We start from the raw sequence: 20212 nt of genomic DNA, 5'->3' as shown, positions 1-20212 counted from the left end.
TTACATTTTCAGAATGGTAAACTCTACACGGCGGTTTTTCCTTCTTTCTTCTTCTGTAGTGTTCTTCACTAACGGACGATATTGGCCCCAGGATTTCAATTGAATCCTCTCCTCTTTTATCTGGCCATCCTCTATCAAATAGTTCTTAACGTTTAAGATTCTTTGCTCGGCCAATTTAAAATTGAGATTGGCATCCCCTTGATTATCCGTGTGTCCTTCGAGTAAAATAACCATATCGGGATGTTCCATCATGATCTTCTTGATTCTATCCAGCTCCACAAAAGATTCTTGTCGGAGCTCCGCCTTACTTTGATCAAAATAAACCTCCCTCAATACGATCTTCTTTCCGGCTTCAATGACCATATCTTTTACGCTCTCCGGTTCCGCATTAACGGTTTTCGGAGCTGTTTGAGCTATCGACTCTTGACCTATTTTTCTCCACTTGTACACCTCTTTCTTCTCGAGATATTCTTTCACTTCTCTAAAATCCAGACTTTGGCTAAAACTAGGATATCCTGAAGACTCCGCTTTTAGCTCATAGGTTTGACCGGGCTGGAAAATGGTCTTAAATATTTTGGTTTCTTCATCCCAGACCCATTCTACCTGAGGAGAAATGGACACTTTGGGTTCAATACTTTGACCGGATATTTCATCTACGAAACTGAATTCCATCAGAACCACAGATTCCGGTTGGATACTTGGGAATAATTTGACTTTAAACAGGTCATCCAGCCCCATGGAATTCTTGGCGGAACTGAAATAGGCATACTCACCGGAGGCCGGGATAGAAATATAACCGTCAAATTCGGGGCTATTGATTTGAGGCCCCAGGTTTACAGGTTCTGTCCAGTTCGTCCACGTATCGTCTAATCTCGTACTCATGAAGATATCCATATCTCCATATCCGGGGTGACCGTTCGAGTTGAAGTACAAGGTTTTATTGTCGGCCGCAAGAAAAGGAGAACCTTCATTTCCTGCTGTATTGATCACTGGCCCTAGATTAACGGGCTTTGAATAGGAATCTTCTCCGGTTTTAAACGATACGTATAGATCCTTGTCGCCATAAGAATCCTTACGCACCAGTCCCATCACCAGAAATTTCTCGTCAGAACTCATGGAGAATTCTGTCTCTTTTTTAAGTTGCCTATCCTGTGAATTGTAGTAAGACAAAGCCTCGAAATTAGCTATTTTAATAGGGCGCTTATTGACCCATTTATTGTTTTTCAAGCTGACTTTTGTGAGTCCCGCGTCAAATTTCCCCCTACCCACTTCAACATTCAGAGCGTATATGCTTTTACCGTCCATGGCTATGGTCGCCGCACCATTCTTAGCCGAATGATGGATGGACGTGCTCATGTTCTTTGCCGGCTCCCAGGTTCCATTAGCAGCTAAGGTAGATACCCAAACGTCTAAAGTACTTTCGTTTGAACCTGCCGGTTTAAAGTTCTTTGGGTGATCCCATCTACTGAAGTACAAATATTTCCCATCTGGTGAGACCAAAGGAGCCACTTCACTGTATTTGGTGTTAACAGAAGGGCCTAAATTTTCTTTCTTGAGATCTTTAGGTAGATTTTGGGCCACATTGACGGTAGCTACATAAGGTTCAGAGGAAGAGGAAATGCCAATACAGTCATACTCCTTGATGCCTTTGTTCAGGGAATGTACAATGACTAATTTCAAAGCGGCTATTTCTTCCTCAGTTTCCGGAATGAATTGATTCCAAATGCCCGGTTGCTTCCTAAAGTTATCTCCTTGACTTTCGTAAAGAAGAACTTCTTTATTTTTGGTAGTGTAACCAAAGATTCGACCTACCGCTCCCGGCCCAACAGTTTCGCCTACAATGATTTGCTTCACTTTTTGGGGTTTATCAAAAGCCACTTTGATGTAGTCCTCTCCGAAAGAAGTCCCTGTAGGACGCCATGAGCAGGCAGAAGAGATGGTTTGGGGCAGAACACTAGGAGGGCCTAGCACCTGAATAGCTCTGTGCTTGGGAGAAAATTTCTCATCTACCGTTTCAGAAGATTTTTCCAGTACTTTGGAAGCCCACTGTACTTCCTGAGCAAAAGAAGCCCAGGTCAGGAATAAGAGTACAAATGTTTTTATTAACCCTTTAACCATAAGTGCCAAAGATAACACATGTACCTCTAAAACGAAAATGCGACAGGCTTTTGGCCTGTCGCAAAGAATTTATAAAGCCTTTACGGCTGCCGTAAGTTTAGGCAGGACTTCGAAGACATCGCCCACTATTCCATAGTCGGCCGCTTTAAAGAATGGTGCTTCAGGATCCTTATTGATCACCACAATAACCTTTGAAGAGTTTACTCCGGCCAGGTGCTGAATGGCGCCTGAGATACCGCAAGCGATATACAGGTTTGGAGCAACTTTAACTCCCGTTTGACCCACGTGTTCATGGTGAGGTCTCCAATCCAGATCAGATACAGGTTTGGAGCAAGCCGTAGCAGCTCCTAAAGCATCTGCAAGATCCAATAATGGTTGCCAATGTTCCGGACCTTTCATGCCTCTACCCCCTGAAACTACGATATCAGCTTCCGGGAGTGAAACGGTTCCACTGGCTTTCTCCACAGCAATGGTTTTGGCGCTTCCGTCTTCCGCCGCAGTGGCAATGTCTAGGTTTTCAACCGATGCCGAAGAACCTGATTCCTCTACAGCTATGATATTCTTTTTGATGGTTAAGAATTTAACCTCAGAAGAGATGGATGTCTTGGCAAATGCCTTCCCCGAGAAAATGCTTCTGTTAACCACGAATCCCGAAGAAGTATCCGGAAGTTCAACGGCGTTAGCCACGAACCCTGCATTCAATGCGCCTGCTGCGCGAGCTAAAACGGCATCTGAAAGAGAGCTTTTGGAGGCAACGACGATCTTCGAGCCAGTGCTTTGGATCACATCTTTCAGGACCTTAGCATAAGCCATGATGTTTTCCTCTTTCTTTACATAGATAACCTTTGATGCGCCATAGTTTCCGGCCTTTGCTAATTCTGACTCAGAAGCCTCACCTATAGCAAGGGAAATAGCCGTACCACCTACCTGAGCCGCTACCTTACTTCCGTAAACGATAGCCTCGCGGGAATTCTTCTTGATACTTCCCTCTCCTAGTTCAACAAATATTAATACAGACATGATTTTCAGAAATTTGGGATTATAAAACTTTGGCTTCCTTTTGTAAAAGCTCAATTAAGGTCTCAGCTTGCTCAGCCGGAATCATTTTAACCGCACCCTTAGCAGGTGGAAGGTCATAATTCATCACCGCAGTATTAGCTGAGGAAGAAGGAGATATCACTTCTATAGGTTTCGTCCTTGCTCCCATGATTCCTCTCATGCTTGGAATCTTCCATTCTGCTATAGGCTCCTGGCAACCCAGTACAAGCGGCAAACTGGTTTCTAATTTCTCCTTGCCGCCCTCAATCTCTTTAGAAAGCACTACTTTACTGCCCTCTACATTCAGCTCCATTACCGGTGAGAAGGAAGGAATCCCCAACATCTCTCCTACCATACCGTGAACTACACCTGTATTATAATCAGTAGTTTCTCTACCCATCAAGATGAGATCGAAACCTTTATCTTTTGCATAATTTGCAATTTCTGCAGCTACGAAATAGGAATCAGTAGGCTCTGCATCAATACGTACGGCCGTATCCGCACCTATGGCTAAAGCTTTTCGGATTTGAGGCTCTGCATCTGCTTGTCCTACATTCAAAACCGTCAAACTTCCGCCTGTAGCTTCTTTCAGCTCCACACCTCTGGCTAAAGCATAATCATCATAAGGACCGATGATGTACTGGATTCCCGCTTTTGAGAAACGAGTATTTCCTTCTTCAAAGGCAATCTTTGAAGTGGTGTCCGGCACACTCGATATACAAACCAAGATTTTCATAATTATTGCGTACTTTTGAATTCGAAAAAACAAAAAATGTTATGCATGCATAACATTTACAAAACTACTCTTCATCATCAAAGAATGCAAGCGCAAAGAATAAAATATTTACAAGATGAAATAGAAAATTTTCCGGATGACCCTTTTAATCATTATGCACTGGCCTTGGAATATATTTCTGCGGGCGACTTACGTGCAGAAGAAATCTTCAGACATTTACTGAAGGAATTTCCGGACTATCTGCCTACCTACTACAAGGCGGCGAATTACTTCTTTGACAGAGACCTATGGGACGAAGCGGAAGCTATCTTTATTAAAGGAATAGCATTAGCAGAGGCTCAAGGGAACGAGAAGGCTCATCGTGAATTGAATTCAAGTTACGCGCTATTTAAAACAGAAACACAAGATGACTTTTAATCCCGTACAAATAAAGGAGGGAGAAGAACGCATATTGATCATCTACACCGGAGGTACCTTAGGTATGGTGTTTGATGAGAACAAGCGTACCCTTGTACCCTTCCGCTTTAGAGAAACCTTATTGAAACTGCCCGAGTTAAATCTATTGTCTTCGGCCATACATTTGGTATCCTTTGAGAAGCCCATAGACTCCTCAGATGTAAATGCGGAGATATACCTCACTATAGCGGGCATCATACAGAAGCATTATCATGAGTTTGATGGTTTTGTCATCATTCACGGTACGGATACTATGGCATTCACTGCTTCTGCGTTGAGCTTCCTGATTCATAATCCTAAGAAGCCAATAGTATTTACAGGAGCGCAATTGCCCATAGGCATACCTAGGACGGATGCGAGAGAAAACCTGATTACGAGCATTGAGATTGCGGGAGCCAGGTTAAACGGCAAGGCGGTGGTACCGGAAGTTTGCATCTATTTTAACGGCAGGCTACTAAGGGGCAACCGAGCCAGAAAGCGTGAGAGCTCGCAATTTGATGCTTTTGACTCGGAGAACTATCCTTATCTGGCAGAGATAGGAGTATCCATAGAGTACAATTTCAGGCATATCCGATATGTAGAAGGCGAGACAAGGTTCTACGATGAGATGTCAGATCAGGTCAGCGTGCTGACGCTATTCCCGGGAATAAGCAAAGAGATATTGAAGAAACATGTATTGAACGAGAATACCCGCGGCATCATCATGATGACCTATGGATCCGGGAATGCTCCATCGGCAGATTGGTTTATAGATATCCTGGCAGAAGGTATCTCTTCAGGCAAGACGGTGTTAAACATCACCCAATGTACCGGAGGAAAGGTAACCATGGGAAAATACGCTTCCAGTAAACGTATGAAGGACATTGGCGTAATTTCCGGGTCTGATATGACGCTGGAAGCGGCCGTTGGAAAGATGATGTGGGGTCTATGCCAAGAGGATCAGAAATTAGAAGAAATTTTTGCCCAAAATCTGGCAGGAGAAATTTCTTTACCTTAATTTTGCACTCCCTTCCACAGAGAGGTGTCCGAGTGGTTGAAGGAGCTACCCTGGAAAGGTAGTATACGGGTAACTGTATCGAGGGTTCGAATCCCTTCCTCTCTGCTTGATTATAACAAAACCAACTGATTTTCAGTTGGTTTTGTTGTTTTATAAGCTTAGGGGGGATGATTAGGATTGATCCATGAAGATTAGCGGCTAAACTAATCCTTTCCTATAAAAGGCTGTTGCGACGAAAAAAAGGAGACCACGAAGTAGCAGCGAAGCTAAACTTTCAATTTCTCACTTAACCCGCCATTACGCCAAACCGCTGTTAGCTGCTGCCCTTCTGTCTTACGTTCTGATTGTCTGTTGGTTGTGCGATAGGACAGACACACGCTGCCGCCAAGTTTAGCTTTGCTGATTTTTGCTACGCTCGGCATAGCTCAAACAAGTTTGGCTCTGCACTCACTTTGCGCAAAAATTTGGCTTGCGTGCCGGCTTGTGCGACTTGGCAAATGCAAAGCATTCACGAACACCATTAAAAATAAACAAAAAAGTGAGTAATTGTGTGGCTGTGAAGCGTTGGCATTTCTGTCTCTTTTTTAATTTAATACTCTGTCAGATATTTCTTTAGCAATTTCTTCAATTGTAAAACTTGATGTGTTCAATGCCAACATATCGGCAATTATTGGACTGAATTTCATTACTTCGTTTTTACTGATTTTGTGCCATATAGGAAGGATTACTTTTTCTCCATTTACTTCTCTTGCAAAAAGTCCGTCCAATTCTCTCTGTGGCCATTCTTTGCTAAAAAATGCTTCTGATAGAACTACAATTCCGTAGCGAGAATTTCTAAGTCCATTGTCAATGGAACGTCTAAGACTGTCGCCAACTCTCAATGTAAATTCATCATACCAAACTTTAAGTCCGTTTTGCTGTAAACACTTTACAAAATCTCTTACAAAGTCGTCTTTGTCTTCTGATGCGTGGGAAACAAAAACATCATAAGTTGTCTGGATAATTGGCTGTGGCTTTAAAACATCAAAGGAATGTAGGGATTGCATTTTCTGCTTTTCCATTTCCCTAGTAATCTGTTGTTGCAAAGTCAACATTTCTTTCTGTTCCTTCTTTGTCTTGTCTCTTTCCTTTTGTTCTTCTTTATTGAGTTTGCTTAGAAGTTCAAGTTTCTTTTTCTGCTTATCCGCTAAAGATTTTGATTTCGAACTTTTATCCTTTTCAAGTTTATTGATTTCTTCATTCTTCTTGGTTAAATCTTTTTGATAGCCAATCATTCTTTTAAGGTCTTTTTCTCTGGCAATTTTGTCAAGTAAACTATGAGCTTCTTTCTGCTTACGAGTAATGTTCGCATCAATTGGATGAATAATCCTTTCTATCGAGTTTATATCTCGGTCAACATTTGCGATTTGTCTGGTTATGTAATCAATGCTCATTTAATCCGTAAAGTTTAATAAACGCATCGTACTCTTCCTGAAATGACTTTTTGCGGTGGTGCATTTTTTGACACTTGATGTATTGAAAAACCTTCTCAATTCCAGATTCAGAAACCGAATAGGCGGCATATCCCGTTTGCCACGCAAATTTCTCTGGTATTAAGTTATTTTGGTTGATAAAATGAGAGCTGCTGCCTTTAATTTGCTTGATAACTTCCGCAATTGATTTTTGAGGATTTAATAAAAACAAACAATGAATGTGGTCGGGCATACCATTGATGATTCTTACCGGGCAACCTTGTTCCCGCAATTGATTTGAAATAAATTGATAAACGTTTTGTTCAATGTTTTGATGTACCAATGGTATTCTTGCTTTCGTTGCCCAAATGGCGTGTATCCATATTTTGTTGTATGAATGTGGCATATTCAATTCTTTAATTCTTGTTTTTTAAACCGTTGAAACGGTTTTGCTGTTGTTTCTCGCATTTCCATAGCCCCCGGTTTAAACCGGGGGCTATGATTCGTTAACAATGATATTTGAATGGATTTATCCATTTCCCTCCACAATTTTTATTTCTTCTTCCGTCAACTCGTAAAGCTGATAAACCAATTGGTCTAGCTCATTCTCGGCTATTGTAGTGTCTTTGTTCTTTTCTTTTGCGGTCAGAATCTCGTCAACTAATTTGATAAATTTCTGTTGTTTGGAAGTTTCAATTTTGGGAATTGGAAGCTGCCTTATATCGCCCAAAGTAATTTGTGTAAAATCATCTTTTTTTGCCGAACCTGAATTTTTAGTTTTATAGAATGAAAGCAATTTTGAATTGAGCAACGCCAATACATATTTATAGCTTATGTTTTCATCATTCAATTTGATGATGTAAATGTCCTTTTTACAAACAAACTCTTCATTCGTATAAGTTGCCATCATTCTGAATTGACGACTAATTATCCTTCTGACTAAGATTCTTTCACCAGTAAAAAAACTATAGCTCTTTGGTTTCTCTTTTAAGCTATCGTCATACTGAATAAAACTAAAAGTTTCATCAATAACATATCTATTTAAGTTGCCAGTAAAAACCTTTTTCAAACCATTCTCAAATTCACTTTTATAGTTAGACTTGTCAGCTAAAATCCCCCTTGCTGTTTCAGAAAAATCAGAGAGTTTAGATTGAATTGAATCAAGTTTGGAGAAAATAGAGTTGTCAGACTCATTTAGATTAATTTTTAAGTCAGGTTTTGCTGTCCAAACTTTTCTGTCGAGAGCTTTGAACTCTATGTTCAGCAAATCTTGAATTTGTATTTTATCCTTAGGATTAAATTCATAAACAGAAGATTGCTCAATTGTCTTTTTTTGGAAAAAGTAAATTCCTGTATCTACATATGCATCAGCAAAAATATCGTAAGGAAGATTTATTGCCTTAACCAAAGAGTTTTTGCCAGTAAACAGATTTCTTGTGTTTTTATACTTAGAACCCGTAAGCCAAGTAATTGGGTTTATAAAACTGATGTTTGAATTTTCACTGATAATTTTAAGCCCAAGTTCAATGAACAATGTATAAATATCGTCAGTTGCAGAATACAAAGAGTTAAAGTATTCTTTGCCTATTTCATTTGGTTTAACACCATATGGCGGATTACCAATCACCACATCAAAGCCCACAAAATCGCCTTCATCATTCAGCACTTCAGGAAATTCAAAACGCCATTCAAAAGCGTTTTCAAAAATCTTGTTGGCTTTTATTTCTTCAATTTCGGTTTCGAGCTTCTTGATTTCTGCGCTGATCTGCTGTACTTTCTTGTTCCAATCGGCTTTTTCCTTTTTGCTCATTTCAAAAAGGCTTTGCTGTGTAGTGAGTTTCACCAGTTCACCCTCTAGTTTGTTAAGCTTTTTCACTTTTGGGTCGTTTCTGCTTATTTCACTTCTGAAATCCGATTTAATGTCGGCAATCAGCCGTTCCATTTCCCTTTTCTGTTCCTTGCTTTCAGCGTTACGGTATGTGGATACCGCAATTTTATAGGTATCAATATTCCATTTGCTTTTTAGCCCACGGTTTAAACCATGGGCTAAGTCGGCATCAATGGCAAAACGGCTCACCAAAGAGTTACCGCATTTGATGTTGATGTCAATATTCGGAAGCGTTTCTAATTCTGTGGCGTTCTTGTAATAAGCATTTTTCAAAAGCTCAATCCATAAACGCAAACGGCAAATTTTTACCGAATTGGAATTAATGTCCACACCGAAAAGGCAGTTTTCAATAATGGTTTGCTTTTCGTGGAAAAGCGTTTCTTGTACTCGCTGTGATTCTCTATTGGTCGGTGAGCCTGTCGAACCGGGGTTGTATTCAAAAAGTTCGCCTTCTTCGTCTGTAACAATTAATTCATCATTCACCACTTCCACCTGATATTCTTTCAGGCGTTTTCCGTCTCGGTCTTGCAGAATTTTCAAGTCGTTTTTAACGGCAATTATTTCATTGAGTGCCGAAACTAAAAAGTGACCTGAACCTACGGCAGGGTCGCAAATTTTGATGCTGTTTACAATTTGGTTGGCTTCTTTTCGGTCTTCAATTTTGTCGTATAGTTCTTCAAGTGTTGTGCAATTCCATTTTTTGGTTTCGTTGAATTTCTGTACAACCGCTTTGCGAATGGTTTCGCGACACATATACATGGTGATGAAACCGGGCGTGAAAAACGAACCGTCTTTGTAGCCGTTTATTTTCTCGAATATCAATCCGAGAACCGAAGCATTGATAAGCGTTTTGTTATCTTCCTGAATTTCTTCTCCGCCTTCTGCTCCAAAGTCGTAAGCATCTAAAAACTCAAACAAATATTGAAGCGTGGAAATATTGCCTGTCCGTTTTTTGCCTTGCTGGTCTTTCAGTACGGTTTGCGAAAAAATCGGAATGGTTTTATCGTCTTTCAGATTGCTGATAAACAAAGTAACCTGCTCAATGTCTGTCGGCTCGAAAAGCGAAGAATTGAGATAAGGGACTTTTTCAAATGCCTTTTTTACATCTTCGTTTCGCTCGTCATACTTGCGTGCCAACACTTGAAAAAACAAGCTGTTCAGGTCGTCATAGTTCTTTATTTTATCAAGATTGAGAAACGAATACGATTTGTCGCCTTTGTGATAGGTGATGAGTTGTGCTTCCAACAACTTCAAAAACAAAATGCGGTTTATCCAAGTGATGGAAAGTTCAAGAGCAACATTAAAAAGTCGTTCCTGTTGTGTGTTGCCGAATTGGTTTGGTTTTTCCAATCGGCTCAATTTATCTAAGCTGTCAAGCTGAATGATGGCATCTTCAAGAATTGTTCCTGTGTGTCGTTCGCCATCTTTGTTTCGTTGAATCAACTTTTTACTTCCTTCTTTGGTTTCGGTCAAGCCGATGATGTGCAACAACTCGCTGTAAAAGCGTTTGTCAAGGCTGTTGCTGTCGTTGGTGAAAGGAAGTTTTAAAAGATGCTCTGGCGAAAGCAATTTGAATAAAGCAATCAGCGAATTATCGTCTGCTTTGTCGGTATTTCGTAACGGTTTTTGAAAGTCCTGAATGTTGAAGTATGTAAATTCAATTTCAGAAGTGATGGTGTCAATAAACGGCTCGGCAATTTGTTTGTAGAAAAAATCTGTTTTGGTGTCTGCCAAACGACCACCTTCAAAATCGTTGAATTGTTTGACAAGATTTTTGTTTTGGGCAAAAAGTCTGTCGAATAGGGTAGCGTCAAAAATGAACCATTCGTTAATGTTGGTCGCCACCAAATGTTTTACTTCAAGATTTTTATGTGTAATTCTCTCACGTAAGTAATACAAAACCAATTCCTGAAATGCTTTTGCATTCAGTTTTTGGGTTGTAATCATCTCGGCTTTGTTTGTCGGTTTTTTCGCTTCGAGAATTACTCCAACTGTCGAGTTTGCATTTTGTCCGTTATGAATAACAAGGTCGTTTCGACCTTTGGTATTTATGAAATGGTTTGGGTCGTAATAGGTTTTCTTTAGAAAGTCGGAAACCAAGTTCTTATGAAACTCTTCACTTTCTGTGTCATTTGTTCTGTCGAGTAAAGTAATAAGATTGGTCTTGAAACCTTCAATTTCAGTCCTGTTCGGTTTTACTTTTAAAAAGGCTTTGTTTAGTGCCTTTCTTGGTTTCAATTCTTTTAAAATCATCTACAAAATATATTTTCTATTTCAGTCGGTTAAAATAAGTTTTTCAGTTGGAATGGTTTCAGAATATTGGCAAAAAACCGGCTCATTTGGTTTTTTGGGCTTTGGCTCGTGTGTCGGAAAAAACCAAATGTGCCATTTTGCGGGTAGGCTTTTTTGTCGTCTGTATGTTCGTTAATTTTTGCACTATCGTCTGTTCATTTGGGTTGCAGCTAACGTTTTGCGGCTTTGTGTAGTGGCGGTAATTGAAGCGAAAAGTTTCAATTTAGCGACACAGTATGCAAAAGCCAATTCATTGATTAAAATTATGAAAAAAGCCAATATAACCACGCAGTGCTGACGAATACCGCTGAATATAAACACTCTATTCGTAATTGGCTTTTTGCGGAATAAAATACCTAAACTTTCACTTTCTCCCATAACCCGCCATTTCGCCAAACCCACGTTAGCTGCAGGCCAAAGTTGATTTTTTCAGATTTTATATTCTGTTATTTTAGTAATTGTATTTTTTCCAGCAGACTTAAATTCTATGAAATATGCAAAATTTATAATTTGATCCTTCAGCTTTATTTTTCCATTACAAGCTCCAAGTTTTCCATGGCTCAAAATTTCGTCTATAACTAGTTCTTCAATTTTTGGTATACTAGAAAAATGTTCTTTTAATACATCAAACACTTCGATTGAATTTACACCAAAACTTATTAAGCTGAAATTTTCATCAAGTATTTCTCCAACTTCTTGCCATTTTTTCTGATATACTGATACAATAAAATCTTTAATTATTCTTCTTTTCGGTGCGTTATCACAGTCTATTGGAATTGTAATTTTCATAAAAAGGGATTTTACGGAATGCTTGTTCTTGGCTTGCGGCTAACGGTTCGGGGCTTGGCGAAGGGCGGGCTTGAATTGAGCGAAAGTTCAATTCAGACCGAAACGTAGCCAAAGCTGTGAGCCATTTCGTAAAATTACTAAATCAAACAGTTTTCTCGGACGGTGCAGAAGTTAGAAACCCACAGTGGATTACAGATTGTAAACAGGAATCAGGTGGTTTTCAATAAAATCAATTCGATCTTTAGATCTGGGCACGAAGTGAGAAACAATGCCGATGACTAAATTTTTCGAGCGGTTGACGTAAATAATATTGCCACCGTCGCCAATGGCGGCAAAGGTCTCATCGTCCAATATCCACCATAGATAGCCGTATGGTTTGTTTTCCCAGAAGCTGTGTGTGGTCGTGCTTTCTTCTACCCATTGAGAAGACACGATGGATTTGCCTTCCCATTGTCCGTTTTGGAGATATAACTGACCTATTTTCAAAAGATCATGTACAGAAAGCATGAGCCCCCAACCGGATGTGTTGGTTCCTTGCGGATCTGCAGCCCAACCATTGCTATAGTGGTTTTTGATGAACTTGAAATATGTTTCTCTGCTATCTATCGGCAGCGTTTCGGGAGGAATAATCCTCAGGGGGGTAAATAAATACTTCGTGGCAAAAGCATTAATGTTCATTTGGGTCGTTTGCTCCAGAATTGATGAAAGCACCTGAATGCCGATCGTTGTATAGTGAAACTCGCCTATCGGCTTTATGCCCCCCAATAATTGCAGCGCGGTCCATCCCCAGTTTTGTGTGGAAAAAACTTTGCTATAAGGCTCCGACCGGAATTTATACGACGCAGTCATCGTCAGCAGATGTTTTATTTCCAGTTGAGAGAGTGTCTTATTTCTGCTGCTGATTTTCAGGTCAGGAAAGTAGCTTATAATCTTTTCATGGATGCTTTTGATGTATTGCTTTTCCAAGGCAATGCCAACGAGTATGGAAAATACACTTTTGGTGACAGATGCCACGTGAATTTTTGCATCCTTTTCGGAATCTCGAGCAAAATACTCGTATGCGATTTTTCCATCCTTCGCAATGGCTAATCCTGAAATATTCAGATATTCTTTACTTAGGAGCTCAAGAGTTTGATCTGATAGCTTTGACATAGATTCACGAATTTTTTGTCAAAGTAAGTTGTTATAAAACGATTTTGAGGAATGGTTTTGAAAAAACTTGAAATGATGGGAAGGGGTAAAATTTTATTTTCTTTAAGAATGAAACAAATCTTAAATAATTAACAAACCCCTAATAGCTCGATAAAAACTTGGACACAAAACTAAGTTAACAATTAATTAGATTTGTGTATGTCAAAACATCGAAAAACATGGAGTTTGGAGGAGAAAGAGAAGATTGTACTTCATTCTATCCAGCACGGCGTAAGTTATTCATCGCGAGAATTTGGGGTTTCTACTGTGAGTATTTATAATTGGAAAGAGAAATTTGAGAAGTTAGGCAAAAGTGGCTTGGAAGCAGGAGCAATGACAGATGCCGAGCGTGAACTCAAACAATTACGTCGTGAAAACGAAGCTCTAAAAAGGATAGTTGCTGAAAAAGAGTTAGCTATTCAAATTAAAGATTCCCTTTTAAAAAAAAGTCAATCTCTAAAGAAATAAAAATCCAGGTAGTTGACGAATTTCTAGAGCAAGGGAGGCCTAAATATCTAGTATTAAAGCATGTAGATTTACCTCGAAGCAGCTACTATTACATTTCTACAGGTACAAAACCGGGGAAAAGGGCCTCAGGTTATGTATATGATATGGAAAATAATAGGTTTGATATGGATTATATTTTACAAGAAACTAAAACACTTCTGGAGGGCGAATTTGTGGATTATGGGTATTATAAAACCTACCGCTATTTAAACCAAGAAAAGGGATTGAGAAATTGGGGCTTATAGAACCTATAAGCTCATGAAGGAAAACAATTTATTAAAATTTCAACGCAGTAATACCAAGAGAATAAGTAGGAACTGGGTAAAAGAACTCGTTCCCATTGTACAAAGAGAATTTGCATTCCTAGAATTTGATATTAAATATGTATATATCCAAGGAAAACGCACAAATGCGCAAGTACTGACAATTTTGGATGTTTTTTCGAGATGGCAATTGGGACAATACATCGCAAATTCTATTAAATCTGAAGATGTAATAAATCTATTTGAACAAATTTTACAAACTTATCCGATGCCAAAGCAATTTATAGTAAGAAACGATAATGGCTCACAATTCGAAGCTTTAATAGTTCAAGAATATCTAAAACAAAAAGGTATAACTCAGGAATTTACAAAACCGGCAACACCTCAACAGAATGGACATATAGAAGCCTACCATTCAATTCTGGAAAGTGCTGTATGTCAACGATTTGAATTTGAAAGCCTACAAGAATTTAAACAAGTAATGATAAGATGGAAAAAATTCTATAATTTCGAAAGAATACATGGCGGTCTTCACTATAAGTCCCCTAGAAAATTCCTCGAATCAATTGGTGTAAAAATTGATCCGAATTGGTGAAATAAATTAAAAATAGTGTCCAAGTAATTGCGTTTAAGACATTTTTATAAATTTAGAAAAATAAAAGGCTGATGATTAGCTTAGTGGCACACTTCGACAAGCTCAGTGCAGGTCGACAAGCTTAGTGTAGGAATTGAAAGTTTAGGCTTTCTAATCCGCCACTTTCGCCAATACGCGGACCGTTGTGGGCCATGGTAAGACTACCGTTCTAGTAACAAGAAACTGACAGTGAATTTAAATAATAAAACAGAGATAAAGCATTTTGTTCAGTTCTCAAAAGATATTGCAATGTGACATTTTTTATTTTTCAATAATTTGAAAACCTTTCTGAGAAACTTTGATATAGATTGAATGAAAATAAAAACCCTAAAAAAACGAAACCCACTAGTTTGAATTCCTTCAGGGACTAATGGGAATAAGATAGCACAAAGATAAAATAAAAAAATGAAATTATAAACAAATTAAAAAATTAATGAGATATAGCGACTTTGCCAGTGTAATGACTAATGCCCGGATGAACCGCTATTTATTAGCTTGCGGAGGTAATACTCGTAAAACAATGACGCTCTATCGAAAGAATTTACAACTGACTCAAGAGCTGTTTACTGTAATCAGTTGTTTTGAAGTAGCACTAAGAAATGCTATAGATGCTGTAGTTTCGCCCTTATTAGGTAACGACTGGTTAAGAAATGCTGCCGCTACTGGTGGAATATTTGATACGCCAAGATGTCGTTTAACAAGAGATAATATTAACGATGCCATAAAAAAACTGCATACTTACAGTCATTATAAATTGGTTGCAGAATTAGGGTTTGGATTTTGGCGTTTTATGTTTGCCCAAAACCAATTTAATGCCACAGGACGAATATTATTGCGGGTCTTTCCATCAAAGCCAACATCAACACCTGCTATACAATATAACAACATTTATATTTTTAACCAATTGGCTCAACTCAATGATATTAGAAACCGTATGGCACACCATGAACCCATATGCTTTTTACCAGGGCAACCCATAAAAGATACCACCTATGCCAGACAACACTATAATTTAATTTTGCAATTGTTTCAATGGATGCAGATTGATGAAGCGGCTTTACTTTATGGTTTAGATCACATAAATACAGTTTGCAACGAAATTGATAATTTATGAAACAAAAAACCACTGGCTATAACATTGTAATGCCAAAAGCGGGGCTTAGCGGCTTCGATTGAGCATTTGTGCAAGGTTCAACGGTAGTAATTCTATTGAACTTTTGTTCTAAAAAATCCCTGCCTTCGGCAATACCCAAAACGTTATATGCAATTTAAGGAACAGACACAATGAAAGAAAACAAGTACGATGATTTGATATTTTTTGAGCAATACGAACAAATGAATCGTTCGCAAAAAGGGCTTGAAGCCGCAGGCGAATGGCATGTGCTCAAAGATATGTTGCCGGATTTTTCAGAAAAAGATATTCTTGATTTAGGTTGCGGATTTGGTTGGCACTGTCGATATGCGATAGAAAAAGGCGCAAGGTCGGTTGTCGGTGTCGATATTTCCGAGAAAATGCTTGAAAAGGCTAAGAAAATAAATAGTTTGCAAGGAATTGAATACGTTAATAAGCCTCTTGAAGATGTTGACTATCCAGATGAAAAATTTGATATTGTATTGAGTTCTTTGACATTTCATTACATAGAATCGTTTGATGTTATCTGCAAGAATGTCTATAACTGGCTTAAACCGAAAGGATGTTTTGTTTTTTCGGTTGAACACCCCATTTTTACAGCATTCGGAAATCAAGATTGGATATATGGAGACACAAGAGAGAAACTTTATTGGCCAGTTGATAATTATTTTAAGGAGGGAAAACGAGAGGCTGTGTTTTTAGGCGAAAAGGTGATAAAATATCACAAAACTTTGACCAACTATATAAACACATTGTTGAGAAACGGTTTCAAAATCAACGAACTTATAGAACCCCAACCAAGTGAAGAAATGTTGAAAGATTTTCCGGAAATGAAAGATGAAATGCGTCGACCGATGATGTTATTGGTTTCGGCAGAAAAATGAAAAAGAGAAAACTGCATATAACACGGGTTTTGCGTCAGGCGGGGTGACGTACAAACTTGGAGTTTTGTGCTTCTATTCAAGTTCAGTGCAGGTTGACAGTTTTGTGCTCCGAAATCCGCCACTGCGCCAAGCCCCAAAACGTTAGCAGTAATTGTAACGGACGACCGTGCAAACATCAACAGACGGACAAAACGAACAGACCAAGCAAACCCACCACCCCAAATTCTTAACGACTGACAATTTTTTTTGCAAAAAAAACTTGCGTAGCTAAATAGCTACACTTACATTTGTAGCCAAATAACTTCATAAATGATACGAAGTTCCATCAGACCATTAAAAACCATAAAAATTAACTGATGAATTTAAGACGAGATGTTTTTCAAGCGATTGCAGACCCGACAAGACGGACAATACTTCTGTTAGTGGCTTCGCAATCTATGACAGCAGGTGCAATCGCTTCAAACTTTGACACAGCACGACCAACTGTTTCAAAGCATTTGCAAATACTTACCGAATGTGATTTGCTCAAACAAGAGCAAAGCGGTAGGGAAGTTTATTATCACATCAACGCAAAAAAAATGAAAGAAGTGGCAGACTTTATTGAACCGTTCCGCAAAATGTGGGACGACAGATTTAACAAGTTGGAAGCCGTAATGAAAAACTATAAAAACCAATAGGACAATGGAACAACTAACAAAAGTAAATGCCGAAGATGGCAAACAAGAAATCGTAATTACAAGGGAATTTGACTTGCCTTTGGAGTTACTTTTTAAAGCATACGAAGAACCCGAACTTTTTGAGCAATGGATGGGAACGAAAGTGCTGAAAATGGAAAACAAAAAACACGGTTCTTATGCCTTTGAAACATCATACAACGGAAATGTGGTGTTTCGTGCAAATGGAACAATACACGAGTTTGTTCCGAACCAAAAAATCACACGAACATTTGAAATGGAAAACACAGCATTTCCTGTTCAGCTTGAATATTTGGAATTTGAAAAACTGACAGACGAAACAAGCAAACTAACAATGCACATCGTTTTTAAATCCATTGAGTTCAGAAACCAACTTTTACAAATGCCATTTGCACAAGGCATCAATATGGCACATAACAAACTACAAGAAATCGTAAACAAATTAAGATAACGAAAAATGAAAAAGCGGGATAAAATTATCTATTGGGTGGCGAGCATTTGGTTGGCAGTAGCAATGATTGCAAGCGGAATACAACAAATTTTTACGATAGGCGGATTTGTTGAAATAATGGAAAGGTTAGAATATCCAACCTATTTTTCTGTCATTCTTGGCGTTTGGAAAATTGCAGGTGTTGTGACAATACTAATTCCGAAATTTCCATTATTGAAAGAATGGGCTTATGCAGGATTTTTCTTTGTAATGTCGGGAGCAATTTTTTCTCATTTGGCAGTTGGCGATGAAGCGGTAGAATTGTTTACACCAATATTTCTTTTAGTATTAACTGTTGTGTCGTGGTATTTCAGACCGAATGACCGTAAAATTTCAATCAATCAACAATGAAAATAGAATTAAATCCGCAAGTAGATAAATATCTTATTGACGGCTGTATGCGTTGTAAATTCGGTGGAACACCGCAATGCAAAGTCAATACTTGGCGTGAAGAATTAGAAACGCTAAGGCAAATTGTTTTAGAAACAGGTTTGAAAGAAGAGATAAAATGGGGTGTTCCTGTTTATACGCACAACGGAAAAAATGTGTTGTCCGTAGCAGCATTAAAAGATTTTGCAACTATTGGGCTTTTCAAAGGCGTTTTATTGACCGACAGCAATAAAATTCTTCAACAACAAGGCAGTTTGCAATCCGACAGAATTGTAAGATTTACTAAAACAACCGACATAATAAAATTAGAAGAAGTTTTGAAATCCTACATAAAAGAAGCCATTACCATAGAAGAGCAGGAAAAGAAAGTAGAATTTAAGAAAAATCCCGAACCAATTCCCGAAGAACTACTACAAGCGTTTGAACAAGACCCTGCATTTAAAAAAGCCTTTTACGCCCTGACATCAGGACGGCAAAGGGGCTATATCATTCACTTTTCCCAACCCAAACAACTGCAAACAAGAATTGGACGAATTGAAAAATACAAGCCACAGATTTTTGACGGTGTAGGACTAAACGACAAGTATAGTTGCTCACAGAAAACTTCTACTTCCAACAGCGGCTTGGCGCAATGGCGGGTTAAGTCCAAAATTGAAGTTTAGGCATTTTATTCCGCAAAAACCAATTACGAATAAGGTGTTTATATTGAGCGGAATTCGTGAGTACTGAGTGGTTGTATTGACTTTTTTTGTAAATTTAATCAATGAATTGGCTTTTGCTTACTGTGTCGCTAGATTGAAACTTTTTGCTTTAATTTCCGCTCCTTCACAAAGCCCCGGCTTGTTAGCGGTCATTGCAAAAACAACATCCTTAACCATTATGAGAAAAGTAATACTTGATTTGGCTGTAACTTTAGATGGATACATTGAAGGTCCAAATGGTGAAATTGATTGGTGTATTTTAGATAATGATATGGAGTTCGATAAGTTTATCGAAAGTGTAGACACCATATTTTACGGCCGAGTGAGTTACGATGCTTGGGGAAATTATCAACCCGAAAATGATGCTAATGATAGTGTAAAAGCTATTTGGAAAGCCATTCATTCTAAAAATAAAATCGTATTCACAAGACAAATCCGAAACGATAATAATGTCACTTATATAAACTCAGATATTACGCAAAGTGTAGAACAGATAAAAGCTAAGGATGGAAAAGATATTTGGTTGTATGGCGGAGCAAAACTGATCGAAACATTTGTAGATAGGAAGCTAATTGATATTTATAGATTATCAGTTCATCCAGTCGTGCTGGGAAATGGGAAACCATTATTTGAAAATCTGAAACAACGATTGAACTTAGAATTATTAAGTGTCAAAAAATTTAGATCAGGAGTCGTTCAATTAATTTATAAAAATGAGAAATAAGCAACGAACCGCTAACAATGCATACGCGCAAGGCTGGTTTCAACTATCAAAGACAGTACTCAGGTAATTAAAAATTTTCGGTTCTTTGAAAAATTTCGGTTCGATGCGCCACTATGTTGTATTTGAAACCGTTATGCGAAAATTATTCCTAAAAAGCTTCCAATAAATCTTATTATTGAGTTTTTTACTTTTAATTATCCTTTAGTTAAAAACAAAGAAGAGCAAAATTTGATCTACCAACTGGGAAAGAACATTTATAAAAGAATATGAATGATGAACTTTTAGAACTAAAGGAATTTTTAGAAAAAATAGACAAAAAACACAAATGATAATATTTTTGAGATAGGGACAAGAGGTTTTTATGAAAATCCGTTCACTGAAGTTTTATCATTTTGATTGGATAGTCAAAGTAAATATCCCAATCGAAATTTATTTGTCAAAAATTTACTTGTCTGTGATTTGAGACGCACTATTTCTGTAACCAATTTCTTCTTCTACATCCAACTCTAATGTTGCAATGCCATTGGCTTTGTCTCGAGCTTTTTTAAGAATCTCTTGCGTGTGTTCTAATGTAAATTTATTTGTTTTAAAGGTTTAACTTTCAGAGTGTTTCATAACTTCCTGTACAGCGTCAAGTTGAAAGGCCTGCTCTTTGAATTGTAGTTTCATAACTGATAATCACTCTTAAAGTGGAGGGCTTAAAGTACATATAAATTTTTAATTCAAAAAACTGCACATACACATCTAAAATAAACGAAATTTACTTTTTAGATTACTTACTTTATATTTTATACACCTTATTGAGGCAATTATAGGTTTGTCTTAAACGCAATTAC

19 protein-coding genes and 1 tRNA gene are annotated in these 20212 nt (G+C 38.1%); 12 read left to right on the top strand and 8 right to left on the bottom strand.

The features are described from left to right. The 3 genes from LBYS_RS02175 to LBYS_RS02165 form a co-directional block, all read right to left on the bottom strand. Entirely contained in the window at nt 1-2118 is a 2118-nt protein-coding gene (locus LBYS_RS02175; RefSeq protein ID WP_013407269.1) for an OmpA family protein, read from the bottom strand. 69 nt (nt 2119-2187) lie between these two features. After that, on the bottom strand, nt 2188-3138 hold the full coding sequence (locus LBYS_RS02170) for an electron transfer flavoprotein subunit alpha/FixB family protein (RefSeq protein ID WP_013407268.1): 951 nt from the start codon (nt 3136-3138) through the stop codon (nt 2188-2190). Between the two features lie 19 nt (nt 3139-3157). Continuing rightward, nucleotides 3158-3892: an electron transfer flavoprotein subunit beta/FixA family protein gene (locus LBYS_RS02165; RefSeq protein WP_013407267.1), complete on the bottom strand. Its 735-nt coding sequence runs from the start codon at nt 3890-3892 to the stop codon at nt 3158-3160. Between the two features lie 45 nt (nt 3893-3937). Between LBYS_RS02165 and LBYS_RS02160 the strand changes: the two genes are divergently transcribed. The 3 genes from LBYS_RS02160 (at nt 3938) to LBYS_RS02150 (ending at nt 5450) form a co-directional block, all read left to right on the top strand. Then, entirely contained in the window at nt 3938-4309 is a 372-nt protein-coding gene (locus LBYS_RS02160) for a tetratricopeptide repeat protein (RefSeq protein WP_013407266.1), read from the top strand. Further along, on the top strand, nt 4299-5345 hold the full coding sequence (locus LBYS_RS02155) for an asparaginase (protein WP_013407265.1): 1047 nt from the start codon (nt 4299-4301) through the stop codon (nt 5343-5345). The genes LBYS_RS02160 and LBYS_RS02155 overlap by 11 nt, the downstream gene beginning before the upstream one ends. 18 nt (nt 5346-5363) lie before the next feature. Beyond that, nucleotides 5364-5450: transfer RNA gene (locus tag LBYS_RS02150), tRNA-Ser, on the top strand. A 479-nt stretch (nt 5451-5929) separates the two neighbouring features. Here the strand turns inward: LBYS_RS02150 and LBYS_RS19800 are convergent. From LBYS_RS19800 to LBYS_RS02125, 5 genes are all read right to left on the bottom strand, one after another. After that, nucleotides 5930-6778 (bottom strand): toll/interleukin-1 receptor domain-containing protein, encoded by an 849-nt coding sequence (locus tag LBYS_RS19800; protein WP_013407264.1) that lies wholly within the window; start codon nt 6776-6778, stop codon nt 5930-5932. Further along, complete coding sequence (gene tnpA / locus LBYS_RS02140; protein ID WP_013407263.1) at nt 6768-7202, bottom strand: IS200/IS605 family transposase; 435 nt, start codon at nt 7200-7202, stop codon at nt 6768-6770. Before tnpA ends, LBYS_RS19800 begins: the two co-directional genes overlap by 11 nt. Before the next feature lie 123 nt (nt 7203-7325). Continuing rightward, nucleotides 7326-10937: a DUF7149 domain-containing protein gene (locus LBYS_RS02135; protein ID WP_013407261.1), complete on the bottom strand. Its 3612-nt coding sequence runs from the start codon at nt 10935-10937 to the stop codon at nt 7326-7328. Between the two features lie 468 nt (nt 10938-11405). Further along, nucleotides 11406-11765, bottom strand: coding sequence for a hypothetical protein (locus LBYS_RS02130; RefSeq protein WP_013407260.1), 360 nt, complete (start codon nt 11763-11765; stop codon nt 11406-11408). A gap of 189 nt (nt 11766-11954) precedes the next feature. Continuing rightward, on the bottom strand, nt 11955-12917 hold the full coding sequence (locus LBYS_RS02125) for a serine hydrolase domain-containing protein (RefSeq protein WP_013407259.1): 963 nt from the start codon (nt 12915-12917) through the stop codon (nt 11955-11957). Between the two features lie 198 nt (nt 12918-13115). Between LBYS_RS02125 and LBYS_RS02120 the strand changes: the two genes are divergently transcribed. The 9 genes from LBYS_RS02120 to LBYS_RS02080 all read left to right on the top strand — a co-directional run bounded on the left by LBYS_RS02120 (nt 13116) and on the right by LBYS_RS02080 (nt 19376). Continuing rightward, a complete protein-coding gene (locus LBYS_RS02120; protein ID WP_013407105.1) occupies nt 13116-13424 on the top strand; it encodes a transposase in 309 nt (102 codons plus the stop codon). Nucleotides 13425-13721: 297 nt separating this feature from the next. Further along, nucleotides 13722-14321: a DDE-type integrase/transposase/recombinase gene (locus LBYS_RS02115; protein WP_049781291.1), complete on the top strand. Its 600-nt coding sequence runs from the start codon at nt 13722-13724 to the stop codon at nt 14319-14321. Between the two features lie 472 nt (nt 14322-14793). Next, nucleotides 14794-15474, top strand: coding sequence for an Abi family protein (locus tag LBYS_RS02110; protein ID WP_013407258.1), 681 nt, complete (start codon nt 14794-14796; stop codon nt 15472-15474). 170 nt (nt 15475-15644) lie between these two features. Then, nucleotides 15645-16376, top strand: coding sequence for a class I SAM-dependent methyltransferase (locus tag LBYS_RS02105; RefSeq protein WP_013407257.1), 732 nt, complete (start codon nt 15645-15647; stop codon nt 16374-16376). A 356-nt stretch (nt 16377-16732) separates the two neighbouring features. Beyond that, the gene (locus LBYS_RS02100) at nt 16733-17053 is read left to right on the top strand and encodes an ArsR/SmtB family transcription factor (protein WP_013407256.1); all 321 of its coding nucleotides are present in this window, start codon (nt 16733-16735) and stop codon (nt 17051-17053) included. A 4-nt stretch (nt 17054-17057) separates the two neighbouring features. After that, a complete protein-coding gene (locus tag LBYS_RS02095; protein ID WP_013407255.1) occupies nt 17058-17522 on the top strand; it encodes an SRPBCC family protein in 465 nt (154 codons plus the stop codon). A 6-nt stretch (nt 17523-17528) separates the two neighbouring features. Further along, entirely contained in the window at nt 17529-17912 is a 384-nt protein-coding gene (locus tag LBYS_RS02090; protein ID WP_013407254.1) for a DoxX family protein, read from the top strand. Next, entirely contained in the window at nt 17909-18613 is a 705-nt protein-coding gene (locus LBYS_RS02085) for a YdeI/OmpD-associated family protein (RefSeq protein ID WP_013407253.1), read from the top strand. Before LBYS_RS02090 ends, LBYS_RS02085 begins: the two co-directional genes overlap by 4 nt. 76 nt (nt 18614-18689) lie before the next feature. After that, the gene (locus LBYS_RS02080; protein ID WP_229310445.1) at nt 18690-19376 is read left to right on the top strand and encodes a dihydrofolate reductase family protein; all 687 of its coding nucleotides are present in this window, start codon (nt 18690-18692) and stop codon (nt 19374-19376) included. Nucleotides 19377-20212: the final 836 nt, after the last annotated feature.

The sequence above is a fragment of the Leadbetterella byssophila DSM 17132 genome (assembly GCF_000166395.1).
GTDB classification, from domain to species: Bacteria; Bacteroidota; Bacteroidia; order Cytophagales; family Spirosomataceae; genus Leadbetterella; species Leadbetterella byssophila.
This window is presented reverse-complemented; position numbering and strand designations above follow the sequence as displayed.

Coding starts and splice junctions, on each gene's coding strand:
- LBYS_RS02175 (WP_013407269.1), bottom strand. CDS start 2,118: ATGGTTAAAGGGTTAATAAAAACATTTGTACTCTTATTCCTGACCTGG.
- LBYS_RS02170 (WP_013407268.1), bottom strand. CDS start 3,138: ATGTCTGTATTAATATTTGTTGAACTAGGAGAGGGAAGTATCAAGAAG.
- LBYS_RS02165 (WP_013407267.1), bottom strand. CDS start 3,892: ATGAAAATCTTGGTTTGTATATCGAGTGTGCCGGACACCACTTCAAAG.
- LBYS_RS02160 (WP_013407266.1), top strand. CDS start 3,938: ATGCATAACATTTACAAAACTACTCTTCATCATCAAAGAATGCAAGCG.
- LBYS_RS02155 (WP_013407265.1), top strand. CDS start 4,299: ATGACTTTTAATCCCGTACAAATAAAGGAGGGAGAAGAACGCATATTG.
- LBYS_RS19800 (WP_013407264.1), bottom strand. CDS start 6,778: ATGAGCATTGATTACATAACCAGACAAATCGCAAATGTTGACCGAGAT.
- tnpA (WP_013407263.1), bottom strand. CDS start 7,202: ATGCCACATTCATACAACAAAATATGGATACACGCCATTTGGGCAACG.
- LBYS_RS02135 (WP_013407261.1), bottom strand. CDS start 10,937: ATGATTTTAAAAGAATTGAAACCAAGAAAGGCACTAAACAAAGCCTTT.
- LBYS_RS02130 (WP_013407260.1), bottom strand. CDS start 11,765: ATGAAAATTACAATTCCAATAGACTGTGATAACGCACCGAAAAGAAGA.
- LBYS_RS02125 (WP_013407259.1), bottom strand. CDS start 12,917: ATGTCAAAGCTATCAGATCAAACTCTTGAGCTCCTAAGTAAAGAATAT.
- LBYS_RS02120 (WP_013407105.1), top strand. CDS start 13,116: ATGTCAAAACATCGAAAAACATGGAGTTTGGAGGAGAAAGAGAAGATT.
- LBYS_RS02115 (WP_049781291.1), top strand. CDS start 13,722: ATGAAGGAAAACAATTTATTAAAATTTCAACGCAGTAATACCAAGAGA.
- LBYS_RS02110 (WP_013407258.1), top strand. CDS start 14,794: ATGAGATATAGCGACTTTGCCAGTGTAATGACTAATGCCCGGATGAAC.
- LBYS_RS02105 (WP_013407257.1), top strand. CDS start 15,645: ATGAAAGAAAACAAGTACGATGATTTGATATTTTTTGAGCAATACGAA.
- LBYS_RS02100 (WP_013407256.1), top strand. CDS start 16,733: ATGAATTTAAGACGAGATGTTTTTCAAGCGATTGCAGACCCGACAAGA.
- LBYS_RS02095 (WP_013407255.1), top strand. CDS start 17,058: ATGGAACAACTAACAAAAGTAAATGCCGAAGATGGCAAACAAGAAATC.
- LBYS_RS02090 (WP_013407254.1), top strand. CDS start 17,529: ATGAAAAAGCGGGATAAAATTATCTATTGGGTGGCGAGCATTTGGTTG.
- LBYS_RS02085 (WP_013407253.1), top strand. CDS start 17,909: ATGAAAATAGAATTAAATCCGCAAGTAGATAAATATCTTATTGACGGC.